Source organism: Candidatus Latescibacter sp. IFSED24 (assembly GCF_058273205.1).
In genome coordinates, this window is record NZ_CM177850.1 from 400,122 (window position 1) to 414,115 (window position 13,994).

The window sequence follows — 13,994 nt, forward strand, 5'->3', positions numbered from 1 at the left end:
GCATGGATCTGCCGACGAGCATCCCGGCCTTGACCGACGTCCTGCTGCCGCTGCTGAGCGAGCGCCAGGCCTCGGTCTATCTGGCCGCCAGCGGGGTGCTGGGCGGAGTCATCGCCATGCTCGCGCATCTGGCCTATGTCTCCAGCGGGATCGAGGCCTGGCGCCGCCTGCGATTCCTGGGGGTGGTGCTGGCCCCCACGGCGCTGTTGCGCGCCCTGGTCAACGGCTACGCCGCCGCGTCGCGGCCGGTCCTGGCGGCGGCGTTCTCGCTGCTCGACGTGGGGCTGCTCGTGCTGGCGGTGGGCGCCTGCCTCTCGCTGTTCTGCTCGCCGGCGCGCCGGCGCTGCAAGGTCATGCTGATCACGCCGCTGATCCTGGCGGTCTTCCTGGGGTTGCTCGGCGGCGACGCCTCGCGACCGCTGCTCGCGCGCAACGCCACGGCGGCGGTGGCGCACCTCTTCACCCTGACGCTGCTGGCCGTGCTGCTCCTGCGCGAACTGGTCCTCGGTTTGCAGCGGGCCTGGGACGCGGCCGAGTCGCGCAGCCTGGCCTTGATCCACGAACGTGAGACCGTCAAGCAGGCGGCGGCCAAGGCCGAGGCGGATCGCGACGAGGCCCTGGCGCGGGCGGACCATGGGCTGGAACTGGCCCGCGACGCGGGTCGCCGCGCGCGCCTGCTCGAACATCTCATGGCGGGTGCGGTCGACCTGCACGGGCGCCGCGGCCAGCAGGATCTCCTGCAGCACGCGGTGGAACTGGTGGGGGTCCTGTTCGGCTTCCACTACGTGGTGCTCCATCGCTGGTCCGAGTCGCTGGAGGCCTTCGAGGTCCAGGCGGTGATCGGCTGCGGTGAGGAAGAGAAGCAGCGTCTGAGCAGCCTGCACACCGCCCGCAGCGAGTACGAGCAGCTCGTGCATCCGCGCTTCCGCGTGTCCGACAGCTTCCTCGTGCCGTTGCCCTCGACCAATTCCTGGACGCCCACGCGGCCGGCCGACGAGGTGGCCTGGCCCGAGGGCCAGCGCCTGGTGGTGCCCCTGGCCGACCACACCGGCACGGTCCACGGTTTCCTGGAGATGAACCAGCCGGAGACCGGCAAGGCTCCGGACCTGCTGCGTATCCGTTACCTCGAGCTGCTGGCGCGTCAGGTCGCTGCGGTGCTCGAGGTACTGGCGTTGCGCGACCACCTGGCGGGCAGCCGCGCCGAGCTGGCCCAGGCCAGCGAACGTCTGCAGGCCCTGGGCGATCTGCGCAGCAACTTCGTATCCAACGTCAGCCACGAGCTGCGCACCCCGCTCACGTCGATCATCGGTTATGCCGAGATGCTGCGCGAGCGTGGCGAGGACATGTCGCCCGACATGCGGCGAGAATTCCTCGACGTGATCCACGACCAGGGTCAGCAGTTCAAGGAGATCATCAACGATCTGCTCGACCTCGACCGCATGGAGGACGAGACCACCCGCGTCGAGCGCACCGAGTGCGACCTGGCCGCGCTGATCCGCCGCCTGGCCGAGGACTGGCGACAGCGCGCCGAGGCGGCAGGCCAGAGCCTCGTGCTCGAGACCGCCTCGCGCGTGGTGCTCGAGGCCGATCCGGTGCTCTGCCAGCAGCTTGTGGGGCACCTGGTGGACAACGCGCTCAAGTTCACGCCCGAGGGCGGCCGCGTCCTGGTGCGGATGATCGAGCAGGGTACCGCCGTCCGCCTGGAGGTGGAGGACTCGGGCATCGGCATCCCCGAGGAGAGGCTGCACACCATCTTCGAGCAGTTCTACCAGGTCGACGCGTCCAGCACCCGCGAGGTCGGTGGCCAGGGCGTGGGGCTGGCCATCTGCCAGGACATCGTCTCGTGGCACGACGGTCGGATCTGGGCGGAGAACGTACCCAGCGGGGGGGCGCGTCTGACCGTGCTCCTGCCGCGCCGTCCCCAGGTCGTGATCCCCGAGCCGCCGCTGCCGGTGAACCCGGTGTTCCACGAGCCCAAGCTCTTCGTGCAACGGCTGGTGCACTGGGTCGGCGAGAATCTCGGGGTCCGCACCGTGGTGCTGCTGGTGGCCGATCACAACCAGGACCACCTCTCGGTCCTCGCCGCGACGGGCCTGCCCGCCGGCCAGCTCCAGGACCTGCGGCTCGCGGCGGGCGTGGGCCTGGCCGGCCAGGTCTGGCAGCAAGGACAGAGCCAGCTGACCCGGCCCGAGTCGGGGGACGTCCTGCTCGCCGGCGAGACACCGGTGCTGGTGGTGCCGTTGCTGGACGACGGCGAGGTCGTGGGCGTGGTCGCCGTGCGCGAGCGTCTGGACGACCGCCCGCTCACCGACGACGACCGCCTGCTCTTGGAAGCCATGGCACCGCGGCTGGTCCAGCTGCTCGGGCGCTTCACTGGTCACGAGGAGCTGGTGCGTGACTTCGCGGCGATCCAGTCGTCGCTCCGTGTGACCACCCGCGTGGGCACGCTGCCCCACGCCGACGTCTCGGCGGTCTGCCAGGAGATCTGCCTGGCCACTGCCCGCCGCCTGAGCCTGCCCGAGACGGATATCCGCCACCTCGCCTTCGCGCTGCAGTACTACGACGTGGGGCTGGGCTCGGTGCCACCGTATCTGCTGAACAAGGAAGGCCGGCTGGACGAGGCCGAGCGCGCGCTGATCGAGCGTCATGTCCAGGTCGGCCTGGTCACCCTGGCGCCGCTGCAGCCGCCGCCCAAGGTGCGGCAGATCATCCTGCACCATCACGAGAACTACGACGGTTCGGGGTATCCCAAGGGGCTGGCTGGCGAGGCCATCCCGCTGGGTTCGCGCCTGATCGCCCTGACCGACAGCCTGCGCGCGCTGCTCCAGAGACGTCCCTGGCGGCCGGCCGTGCCGCTGCGTGAGGCCCTGGCCGAGATCCAGGCCCTCGCCGGCACCCGCTACTGCCCGCGCCTGGCCGCCGTCTTCCTCGAGGAGGCTGAACGGCGGCAGTCGCTCATCGAGGAGCTCCGACAGCGCGCCGACGACGGCGAAGATCTGAAGCGGCCCGCGCCGCTGCACCCGGTGCAGCTCATTCGCGGCTAAAGAAATCCGGCCCGCGGGCCGATCATCCGGACAGGAGAAATCGTCCGGAAGCCAGCCATGGAGGCAATGCTTTGCAGAAGATCCTGGTCTGCGACGACGAGGCCAACATCCTCAACATCATGGATTTCAGCCTCGAGGCGGAGGGGTTCCTGGTGGTGGCCGCCACCGATGGCGACCAGGCCCTGCAACTGGCCATGAGCGAGGAGCCCGATCTGATCATCCTCGACGTGATGATGCCCGGTCACGACGGCCTGACGGTATGCCGCGAACTCAAGCAGAATCCGCGCACCAGCCACATTCCGGTGCTCATGCTCACCGCCCGCGCCGGCAAGGGCGATCGCGAATCCGGTCTGGCTGCCGGCGCCAACGACTACGTGACCAAACCCTTCAGCCCGCAACGGCTGGTGGACAAGGTCAACGAGATGCTGGGCGTCCGGCACTAGCGGACTGCTCCCTGTTCAGCGATGGGACGCCGCCGAGGAGGCGGCGTCTTCGTCTGTCTTGTGAGACACGCTGTCGGCGACTACCATGGCGTCAATTGATCCCTGGCCCGCCCCAGCGAGGTTCTCTTGGACCGCCTGCTCGTCGATGTCGCCCTGCCCGTCCCCTTGCCGGGCACTTTCACGTACCGCTGGCCCGCCGAGGTGCCCGGCCCGGCGCCGGTATCCGGCGACCTGGTGCGCGCGCCGTTCGGACGTCGGCGCGGTCTGATCGGCCTGGTCACCGATACGCGGCCCAACCCCGAGGATCTCGGCGAGATCGATGGCTACCCGCTGCGCGATCTCGCCGAGGTGCTCCCCGAGACCTACCGTCTGCAACCCGACCGGCTGCGGCTGGCCGTCTGGCTCGCGGGCTACTACGCCCTGCCCCTGGGCGAGGTGGTCCCGCTCTTCCATCCGCCGCGGCCGGGGACCCGGAGCCGTCGCTCACGGAGCGAGAGCCCGGCCTTCCCGCTGGACGAGGCGGCCTCCGTCACCCTCACCGACCACCAGCAGGTCGTGGTGGATGCGGCGGGGGCGCAGCTGGCGCGCGGCGAGTTCGGCTCGCTGCTCCTGCATGGGGTGACCGGCAGCGGCAAGACCGAGGTCTTCCTGCGCGTGATCCAGGACGCGCTGGACCGCGGTCGCAGTGCGCTGTACCTGCTGCCCGAGATCGCGCTCACACCCCAGACGCTGGCCCGCATCACTGCCCGGTTCGGCGAGACCGTGGCGGCCATCCACAGCGGTCTGTCCAGCGGCGAGCGCTGTCGGGTCCACGAGGCGGCGGCCCGCGGGGAGATCCGCGTGGTGGTGGGCCCGCGTTCGGCGCTCTTCGCCCCGGTGCGGGACCTCGGGGTGGTGGTGGTGGACGAGGAACACGACACGAGCTACAAGCAGGACGAGAAGCCGCGTTACCACGCCCGCGACCTGGCGCTGGTCCGCGGCCGCGAGGCCGGGGCCGTGGTGCTCCTGGGATCGGCCACTCCCGATCTCGGCAGCTGGCATCGCGCCGGCGAGGGCCGCCACGCCCTCTATCGCCTCCCTGACCGGGTGGGCGGTCCGCTGCCCGCGGTCGAACTGGTGGATCTGCGCGGCGACTGTCCCCAGGACGGATTCAGCGAACCCCTGCTCGCCGCCGTGGGCGAGACCCTCGCCGCGCGGAAGCAGATCATCCTCTACCACAACCGCCGGGGGTTCGCGCGCCAGCTCCAGTGCAGCGATTGCGGCGAGGTGGTCATGTGCCCCCACTGCGACATCGGCCTGACCATGCACCTGCGGCCGCGCCGGCTGCTCTGCCACTACTGCGGCCACCAGGATCCCGTACCCGACACCTGTCCGGCCTGCCGGTCGATGGCCTTCATTCCCGGAGGCGGCGGGACCGAGAAGACCGAACTGGTCCTGCAGGCCACGTTCCCCGAGGCGCGCCTCCTGCGCCTGGACCATGACACCACCCGGCGCCGTGGCAGCCACGCCCGCATCCTCTCGGCCTTCGCCGCGGGGGAGGCCGACATCCTGGTGGGCACCCAGATGGTGGCCAAGGGGCATCATTTCCCCGGCGTCGCCCTGGTGGGGGTGCTGGCCGCCGACGACAGCCTCTCGCTCCCCGACTACCGCGCCGCCGAGCGTGTCTTCCAGCTCCTGACCCAGGTGGCGGGCCGGGCGGGCCGCACCGGCGCCGGCCGGGTGCTGCTGCAGACCTGGCAGCCCGAACACCCGGTGATCCTCGCCGCCGCCGACCACGATTACGACACCTTCGCGCTGCTCGAGTCGGCCCAGCGCCGCGTCGCCGGCTACCCGCCTTTCCGGCGTCTTGTCCGGCTCGGAGTGAGCGGGATCCGCCAGGGGGTCACCGAACACGCCGCTGCCCAGCTCGCCGGCGCACTCCGCCGTCAGCTCGCGGGCGACGACCGCCAGATCCTGGGCCCGGCGCCCGCGGTCTTCGCCCGCTTGCAGGGCCGATACCGGCACCAACTCCTGATCAAGGGCGACCTCTCGCGGGGCGAGAAGGCCTGGGTGGCGGATTGTTGCCGCGCCCTGCGCGATGCGCATCGCGGCCTGGATCTGATCCTGGACGTGGACCCGGTGGGGCTGTTCTGAAAACCAAATTGCATTTCGGCATGAAAGTTGATCTACAGTTTTGTGATGTTCACATTGTATACTGATGGGTGCCGGATGCCCCATCGGGCCCCGATTCGTTTGCATGTTGCCCGAATCCGCCCGCGCCGTTCCTCGTTTCCGGGAGGCAGATCCATGTCCCGCTGCGGACCCCCGACCCCTCGAATCCTGCTGATCGCTGGCCTCGCCGCCGTGCTGGTCCTGGCCGCCGGTTCCACGCTGGCTCAGACCTACCAGCGCGGTTTCGTGCCGCCACCGGATTACGAACGCATTCTCGAGGAACATCGGGTGCTGATCCCCACGGACAAGGATCCCCTGCCCGAGGGCTGGGACTGGCGCGACCTCGACGCCATGACGCCGGCCAAGAACCAGGGCGACTGCGGCTCGTGCTGGGCCTTCGCCGCGGTGGGCGAGCTGGAGGCCAAGGTCCGGATCTACTACCACGAGAAGCTCGACCTCTCCGAGCAGCAGATCGTTTCGTGCAATCCCTACGGCTCGGGCTGCGACGGCGGCTGGGCCGGTTCGGCCTACTACGTCTTCCGCCATCACGGCGCGATCCTCGAGGGCTGCATGCCCTACCAGGCCTCCGACGATGTCGCCTGCCGCCAGGACGAGTATCTCAAGTTCGCCGATCTGGACACCTGGGTGAACATCGACAACGACATCGACCAGATCAAGACGAGCGTGATGCAGAACGGTCCTGTCTGCACGTCGGTGGACGCCAACGACGACTGGGACGGCTACTCGGGCGGCGTCATCGATTCCCCCGGCAACGGCACCAACCACCTGGTCCTCATCGTGGGCTGGGAAGACCGCCTGGGCGACAACGGGGCCTGGATCGTCAAGAACAGCTGGGGTGCGGGCTGGGGCATGGGCGGCTATTGCTACGTGGCCTACGGCGCCTGCAACATCGGTTACGGGGTGACGGCGCTGAACTATACGCCGCCGCCGGTGCGGATGGGCATCTCCTCGCCCGAGCCCGATCTGCTCTACTACGGCGACTTCCCGGTCACCATCAACTGGTTCGCCCTCAACGAACCCGTCGATGCGGTCGACCTCTACTACGGGACCAACGGGGCGTGCCAGAGCGAATTGATCGCCGAGAACGTGCCCAACACCGGCAGCTACGAGTGGCTCCTGCCCAACGTCTCCACCGATCGGGCCACCGTCGTAGTCTTCCCCAGCGAGGGAACTTACCGCGGGTTCGGCTTCACGGCCGACGAGTTCACCATCATCGGGCACCAGACCCGCTACGTCTCGTCTGCCGGCTCAAACCAGCCGCCATACGACACCCCGGCCAAGGCGGCCCACAGTATCGCCGACGCGGTGATCGCCGGTGCGGGCCGCGACTCGATCCTGGTCACCGCTGGCGATTACCTCGAGAGCGGCATCACCATCAACTCCCAGCTGCACATCCTGGGCGGCTGGAACGAGGACTTCACCGTGCGGGACCCCGAGGTCTACGAGACCCGGATCCGTGGGGTCAACGGCGCGGTGCGGTTCAACTACAATGCGCGCACGTTCTGCGGCGTCGACGGCGTCATCTTCCACGATTGCCAGGCTCCGCTCGGCTCGGTGCCCGTGAACGGTCGTCACGGGGCGGCCATCATCTCGGTGGACGCCTCGCCGCTCATCGAGAACTGCCGCTTCGAGGATAACCGGGCCGATCCGGGCAGCGCTGCCGGCTGGGGCGGGGCCATCATGGCGCATGGCGGGGCGCCCACCGTGCGCAACTGCACCTTCTCCGGCAACGTGGGCAGCCACGGCGGTGCGGTGGCGCTGTCGGCCAGCGAAGGGGCCCTGATCGAGGATTGCACGTTCCTCGCCAACGCCACCAGCGACAGCACCGCGGCCAACCCCGGTGCGGCCATCTATGTCCACGGGGGACAGGCCACCGTCGCCGGCTGCGAGATCCGCGGGGGTGGCGCGGGCGTCGGTGGTGCGCTGGCCATGGCCGCCGATGCGCAGGTCACGGTGCGGGAGACGGCGATCGTCGCCAACCGGGCCCTGAACGCGGGCGGCGGGATCCACGTCGCGAACGCCGATCTCGTCGTCGAGCGGGGCTCGCTCGAGGACAACACGCTCTGGACCGGCAACGGCGGCGGAATCTTCGCCACCGGCGGGTCGCTCGAGCTTCGCAACGTGCTGGTGGCCGGCAACGCCGCGGTCGGACTCGGCGGTGGCTGCTACGCGCAGGCGCTCACCGCGGGCACTGTCAGCAACTGCGTCTGGCACGCCAACAGCGGCGGCAACGGCGGTGCGGGCTTCATCATCGCCGACGGCGAACTGGACGTGTTCAACAACATCGTCACCGCCAACGACGGTGGCGGCCTCCTGGTTGGCGGTCCGTCGGCCAGCCACGACTGGAACCTGGCCTTCGGCAACCTGGGCGACGACCTGCCCGGCGGCGGCAGCCCCCACGATCTGGTGGCTGACCCGCGTTATGCCGATGCCGAGGTCGGCGACTTCGCTCCGGGCCTGCACTCGCCGGCCATCGACAGCGGTTCCACTGCGGCGGGCGAGGACTGGGACGGCTCGACCACCGACCGCGGCCTCTCCGGCGGCGCGGCCGCCGTCGCCATGACTCCGCACCGGGTCACGGGACTCGTGCTCGACCTGAACGCGGGCCAGGCCGATCTCAGCTGGACCGCGGTGGAGGGTGCGGCGAGCTATGCGGTCTACCGCGATAGCGCCGAGGTCTTCCTGCCCGCAGTGGAGAACCTCTGCGGCCAGGTGACCCATCCCGAGTGCGAATTCAACGAGGTCGCACCCGCCGGGTCGTGGTACTACGTGGTCGGCGCCATCGACGCGGCCGGGCACGCCGGTGGCTTCAGCAACCGGGTCTACACCTCCGGTGGCGGCGTGCCGGTTCCCGACGCCGGCGTGCCGCAGGCCCTGGCCATCACCGCCGTGGCGCCCAACCCCTTCAACCCGCGCACGGCCATCGCCTTCGCTGTCCCCGCCAGCGCCCACGTGCGGCTCTGCGTCTACGACCTGCGCGGCCGGCTGGTGCAGACGCTGCAGGACGGGACCTTGGCGGCCGGGCATCACACCGTGATCTGGAACGGCACCGACCAGTCGGGCCGCGGCGCGGCCACGGGCCTATATTTCGTGCGCCTGGATGACGGCCGCACCAGCAGGACGGTCAAGGTGGTCCTGGCCAAGTAGCAGGTGGCCATAACTGGATGAGGGGCGTCAGGTATCTGGCGCCCCTTTATTCTTGTTTCGTCCGGTATGAGTCACTAATTTGGACCCGAGCGAATTTTCACATCCGCGAGATGTCTTTCCATTTTCGCCACTTTCAGCCACAAGGAAGGTGAAGGATGGCTGCTCAGATGGTCGAGATCCGCTGGCATGCGCGCGGCGGGCAGGGCGCCAAGACCGCGGCCATGTTCGTGGCCCAGGCCGTGCTCGCCAAGGGCAAGTACGGGCAGGGATTCCCCGAGTACGGTCCGGAACGCCGCGGCGCTCCCATGCGCGGGTTCACCCGCATTTCCGACGAACCGATCCGCAGGCACTGCGGCATCGAGCACCCCCAGATCGTGATCGTGCTGGATCCCTCGCTGCTGGATTCTCCGGCGGCGGGCGTGACCGCGGGCACCGACCAGGACACCGTCTTCCTGATCAACACCTCGCTGACGCCGGCGGAGATCAAGAAGAAGCTGAAGGTGGAAGGCGCCAAGGTGTTCACCGTGGACGCCACCCAGATCGCGCTGGACAGCTTCGGCAAGCCCATCCCCAACATGCCCATGACCGGTGCGCTCCTCGCCGCCAAGCCCATCATGGAACTGGACGAGATGATGAGCGCCATGAAGGCGAAGTTCAGCAAGAAGTTCTCCCAGGCCGTGGTCGAGGGCAACCTCCGGGCCGTGGAGAAGGCCTACAACGAGGTGGTGTCGGAATGAGCCTGAAGCGAGCACAGGATCTGCCCGAGGCCGGCATCATCCCCGAGGCCGGCAACGCTGCGGACTTCAAGACCGGTGACTGGCGCACCTTCGTGCCCCAGTTCTATCCCGAGAATTGCATTCACTGCATGTTCTGCTGGATCTACTGTCCCGACACCGCCATCAAGGTGGACCTCAGCGGCGAGAAGCCGCAGGTCGTCGGAATCGAGCTGGACCACTGCAAGGGTTGCGGAATCTGCGCCACCGAGTGTCCGCCTGCCGCCAAGGGCAAGGCCGCGCTGGTGATGATCCGCGAAGAGAAGTAGGAGGCGCCTGAGATGACCAAGACCGTGGATCAACAGCTCACGGCGCTGAGCGGCAACGAGGCCGTGGCCTATGCTTTCAAGCAGGCCCGCCCTCACGTCGCCTCCGCCTTCCCCATCACGCCGCAGACCGAGATGATGCACAAGTTCGCCGAGTTCGTGGCGAACGGTGAGTCGACCGCCGAGATGATCCTCGTCGAGAGCGAGCACTCGGCCATGTCGGCGGCCGTGGGGTCGGCGGCAGCCGGCGCCCGCACCATCACCGCCACCAGCTCGGCCGGCTTCGCGCTGATGTGGGAGATCGTCTACATCGCCGCTTCGCTGCGGCTGCCCATCCAGATGGCGCTGGTGAACCGCGCGCTGTCGGGCAACATCAACATCCACTGCGACCACTCGGACTCCATGGGCGGCCGCGACGCGGGGTGGATCCACCACTTCTGCGAGAACGCCCAGGAGGCCTACGACACGGGGCTGATGAACTTCCGCATCGGCGAGCACATGGACGTCCGGTTGCCCGCCATGGTCAACTACGACGGCTTCATCGTCAGCCACAAGGAAGACGCGCTGTACATGCTGGACGACGATGCGGCCTACGACTTCATCGGTCCCTACAAGCACAAGTACACGCTGCTCGATCCCGCCAACCCGGTCACCGTCGGCCCGCTGGACCTGACCGACTACTACTTCGAGCACAAGTGGAGCCAGCTCGAGGCCTATCCCAGGGTCTTCGACGTGGCGCAGCAGGTGTTCGACGAGTACGCCGAACTCACCGGCCGCCGTTACGGGATGTGGGAAGAGTACAAGATGGACGACGCCGAGCTGGTCATGGTGATCCTCGGTTCGAGCGCCGGCACCGCCAAGGACGTGATCGACGAGTACCGCGAGAAGGGCGTGAAGGTCGGCCTGTTGAAGCTGCGCCTGTTCCGGCCCTTCCCCGCCGAGCAGCTGCGCCCGGTCCTGGCCGGTCGCAAGGCCATCGCGATCTGCGACCGTTCGGCGAGCTTCGGCGGCTGGGGCGGTCCGGTGTTCACCGAGATCCGCAGCGCCATGTACGGCGACAAGAGCGCCACGCCGATCCACAACTGGCTCTATGGGCTGGGTGGACGCGACTTCGAGCTCGGCCACGCGGCCGAGGTCATCGAGGCCATGCAGAAGATCGCTGCCGGCCACGACGTGCCCATCCACAACCTGCTCGGGATCCGGGCCTAAGGAAAGGAGGAGATCATGGCTGTCAGTCTGAAGCAGCTGGTCCATAACGACGACCTCCTGACCGGAGGCCACCGCGCCTGTGCCGGTTGTACCGGCTCGAACATCCTGCGGCAGATCATGCTGACCGCGGGGCAGAACACCGTCGTCGGCGGCGCCACGGGGTGCATGGAGGTGGTCACCACCATCTACCCGTACACCGCCTGGAAGACCTCGTTCATCCACAGCGCGTTCGAGAACTGCGCCGCCACCATCAGCGGCGTGGAGACCGCGTACCGCTCGCTCAAGAAGCACGGAGATCTTCCCGACGCGGCCGCCAAGGCCGAGCGGATGAACTTCATCGCCTTCGGCGGCGACGGCGGCACCTACGACATCGGCCTGCAGTCGCTGTCCGGCGCCATGGAACGCGGCCACAACATGGTGTACGTGTGCTACGACAACGGCGCCTACATGAACACCGGCATCCAGCGGTCGAGCGCCACCCCGTTCGGCGCCCACACCTCGACCGCGCCCGCGGGCACGGTCAAGCAGGGCAAGGAGCAGGACCGCAAGGATCTCACCAAGATCCTGGTGGCCCACAACATCCCCTACGTGGCCCAGACCACGCCCTTCCACTGGAAGGACCTGGCCACCAAGGTGGAGAAGGCGCTCTCGTGCGGCGGTCCGGCGTTCCTGAACATCCTCATGCCCTGCACCGTGGGCTGGGGCTTCCCCCAGGAGCAGGCCATGCAGGTGGCCAAGCACGCGGTGGAAGCCAACTTCTGGCCGCTGTTCGAGGTGGAGAACGGCCACTACACCATCAACAAGAAGCCCAAGGAGCGGCTGCCCATCGCCGAATGGATGAAGACGCAGGCGCGGTTCCGACACCTCTTCAAGCCGGGCAACGAGGGCATCCTCGAGCACTGCCAGGAGTGGGTCGACAGCCAGTGGGCCGAATTGCTGAAGCAGGAGGAGGCCACGGCCTAGGGCCGCGGTTCTCGATCGTTCGTGAGGAAGGGCGGACCAGGTGGTCCGCCCTTCTGTTTGTGGGTTCATGCGCCAAGCACATGGTATTGCAAACTTGACTGACTTCACTCTTCAAAAAGGAGTATACTCACGCCGATCTGCCCCACCCCCTCCGAGGAGAGAACCCATGAGAACCTTGCGAACGTCTCCCGGTCGCGCGGTCATGGCACTCGTGCTGGCCGCGCTGATCCTGCCCGCCGCCGCGCTGGCCGCCTGGCCCGAGGACCCCGCCGTCGACCTCTTCATCGGCGACGGTCCCGGCGAGCAGACCGTGCCGCACCTCGTCGTCGCGCCCGACGGCAGCTGCTACGCCGGCTGGTACGACAACCGCTCCGGCAACTACGACCTCGCCGTCCAGCGCCTCGACGCCCAGGGCAACGAGGTCTGGGTGCACAACGGCCTGCTGGCCTCGGACCAGCCCCAGAATTCCTGGGTCATGGACTGGGCGCTGGCCCTGGCCGGTGACGACGCCGTCACCGCCGTCACCGACATCCGCACCGGCGATCCCACCGTCAGCGTCAACCGCATCACCCCGGCCGGCGATTTCCCCTGGGGGCCCGCGGGCATCGAGGTCGCCGCGACCAGCGCGTTCGTCGGTCCGCCCGAGCTGGCGGTGGCCAATGACGGTGACGTGATCGTGGTCTGGGAAGAGCACCCCGACGCCGGCGACGACGCCATCCGCATGCAGCGCATCGCTCCCGACGGCACGCTCCGCTACGCCGCCGGCGGCCTGGTGGTCCTCGCCAGCGCCACCGAGATGCCCGGCCGTCCGCAGGTCATCGCCGCCGGCGCCAGCGACGTGATCGTGGCCTGGGTGCCCAACGACGGCTACATGTCCAACCGCCAGGTGGCCGCCCAGAAGTTCGACGCGGCCGGTGCGCCGGTCTGGGTCGTGCCCATCACCATCTTCTCCGAGGGCTCGCTGCCCTTCGGCCACGACTTCGCCATGCAGTCCGACGGCGCCGGCGGGGCCGTGTTCTGCTGGGAGGGCGGCTCCGGCCTGATGATCTACTCCTTCGTCCAGCACCTCGACAGCGACGGCCAGTGGCTCTTCCCCTACGGCGGCCAGCGCCTGAGCACCGATGACAGCTACTCCGAGGTCTATCCCCAGGCGTGCTACGACCAGGACAGCGGCTGCGTGCTGGCCTTCTGGCGCAAGACCAACGGCAACCAGAACATGTTCGGCCTGCTGGGACAGAAGTTCTCCCCCGAGGGCGATCGCCTCTGGGGTGACGCCGGCCGTACGTTCGTGGCCGTCTCGCCGGCGGCCATCGACTTCCTCAACGCCGCCGCCAACCCCGCCGGCATCACCCTGGCCTGGATCGCCAACCCCTCGGGTGTCTATGCCGAGGACCTGATCACCGCCATGATGGTCGATGTCGACGGCAACGTGATGTGGGATCCGTCGCCCGTGGACGCCGCCACCACGCTGAGCGACAAGGGTCGCCTGGTGGCCAAGGGCGTGGCCGACGGCTGCACGCGGCTGGTGTGGACCGACGAGCGTTCGGGCACCATCGACCTGGCCGCCAAGAGTCTGAACATCGACGGCACGCTCGGCGGCGGCTCGGTGTCCATCGAGGATCCGGACCAGCCGGCCGGCGACCTGCCCGTCGCCGCCTTGACCCTGGCGCAGAACGCTCCCAACCCGTTCAACCCCAGCACCGTGATCGCCTTCGCTCTGCCGCGCCACCAGCACGTGCGCCTGGACGTCTACGACGTGCAGGGGCATCTGGTGCGGACCCTGGTCGACGGCGTCCGCGGCGCGGGCCGGCACACGGCGACCTGGCGGGGCGACACCGCCGACGGTCGGCGCGCCGCCAGCGGCACCTACATCTACCGCCTGGTCACCGACGACCTGGTGCTCAGCCGGACCATGGTCCTGGCCAAGTAGGCCCGCTCACGGTGGAGACACGAAGGCCCGGTGACCAGCGTCACCGG

General features: G+C 68.7%; 9 protein-coding genes. All 9 read left to right on the top strand.

What is annotated here, in order from left to right; all coding sequences use genetic code 11:
* Window positions 1-2: 2 nt before the first annotated feature.
* Window positions 3-3,044 carry an HD domain-containing phosphohydrolase gene (locus IFSED24_RS01570; RefSeq protein WP_491333477.1) on the top strand — a complete coding sequence of 1,014 codons (3,042 nt, stop codon included), beginning with the start codon at window positions 3-5 and terminating at the stop codon, window positions 3,042-3,044.
* A gap of 71 nt (window positions 3,045-3,115) precedes the next feature.
* Window positions 3,116-3,487, top strand: a complete 372-nt coding sequence (locus IFSED24_RS01575) for a response regulator transcription factor (protein WP_491333478.1) — start codon at window positions 3,116-3,118, stop codon at window positions 3,485-3,487.
* Between the two features lie 126 nt (window positions 3,488-3,613).
* A complete protein-coding gene (gene priA / locus IFSED24_RS01580; RefSeq protein ID WP_491333479.1) occupies window positions 3,614-5,620 on the top strand; it encodes a replication restart helicase PriA in 2,007 nt (668 codons plus the stop codon).
* A 153-nt stretch (window positions 5,621-5,773) separates the two neighbouring features.
* Window positions 5,774-8,806 (top strand): C1 family peptidase, encoded by a 3,033-nt coding sequence (locus IFSED24_RS01585; RefSeq protein WP_491333480.1) that lies wholly within the window; start codon window positions 5,774-5,776, stop codon window positions 8,804-8,806.
* A 155-nt stretch (window positions 8,807-8,961) separates the two neighbouring features.
* The gene (locus IFSED24_RS01590) at window positions 8,962-9,543 is read left to right on the top strand and encodes a 2-oxoacid:acceptor oxidoreductase family protein (protein WP_491333481.1); all 582 of its coding nucleotides are present in this window, start codon (window positions 8,962-8,964) and stop codon (window positions 9,541-9,543) included.
* Window positions 9,540-9,848: a 4Fe-4S binding protein gene (locus IFSED24_RS01595; RefSeq protein WP_491333482.1), complete on the top strand. Its 309-nt coding sequence runs from the start codon at window positions 9,540-9,542 to the stop codon at window positions 9,846-9,848. Before IFSED24_RS01590 ends, IFSED24_RS01595 begins: the two co-directional genes overlap by 4 nt.
* Before the next feature lie 12 nt (window positions 9,849-9,860).
* On the top strand, window positions 9,861-11,054 hold the full coding sequence (porA, locus tag IFSED24_RS01600; RefSeq protein ID WP_491333483.1) for a pyruvate ferredoxin oxidoreductase: 1,194 nt from the start codon (window positions 9,861-9,863) through the stop codon (window positions 11,052-11,054).
* Between the two features lie 15 nt (window positions 11,055-11,069).
* On the top strand, window positions 11,070-12,017 hold the full coding sequence (locus tag IFSED24_RS01605; RefSeq protein WP_491333484.1) for a thiamine pyrophosphate-dependent enzyme: 948 nt from the start codon (window positions 11,070-11,072) through the stop codon (window positions 12,015-12,017).
* Between the two features lie 166 nt (window positions 12,018-12,183).
* Entirely contained in the window at window positions 12,184-13,947 is a 1,764-nt protein-coding gene (locus IFSED24_RS01610) for a FlgD immunoglobulin-like domain containing protein (protein ID WP_491333485.1), read from the top strand.
* The last annotated feature ends 47 nt before the right edge of the window (window positions 13,948-13,994 follow it).

Coding starts and splice junctions, on each gene's coding strand:
- IFSED24_RS01570 (WP_491333477.1), top strand. CDS start 3: ATGGATCTGCCGACGAGCATCCCGGCCTTGACCGACGTCCTGCTGCCG.
- IFSED24_RS01585 (WP_491333480.1), top strand. CDS start 5,774: ATGTCCCGCTGCGGACCCCCGACCCCTCGAATCCTGCTGATCGCTGGC.
- IFSED24_RS01590 (WP_491333481.1), top strand. CDS start 8,962: ATGGCTGCTCAGATGGTCGAGATCCGCTGGCATGCGCGCGGCGGGCAG.
- IFSED24_RS01595 (WP_491333482.1), top strand. CDS start 9,540: ATGAGCCTGAAGCGAGCACAGGATCTGCCCGAGGCCGGCATCATCCCC.
- porA (WP_491333483.1), top strand. CDS start 9,861: ATGACCAAGACCGTGGATCAACAGCTCACGGCGCTGAGCGGCAACGAG.
- IFSED24_RS01605 (WP_491333484.1), top strand. CDS start 11,070: ATGGCTGTCAGTCTGAAGCAGCTGGTCCATAACGACGACCTCCTGACC.
- IFSED24_RS01610 (WP_491333485.1), top strand. CDS start 12,184: ATGAGAACCTTGCGAACGTCTCCCGGTCGCGCGGTCATGGCACTCGTG.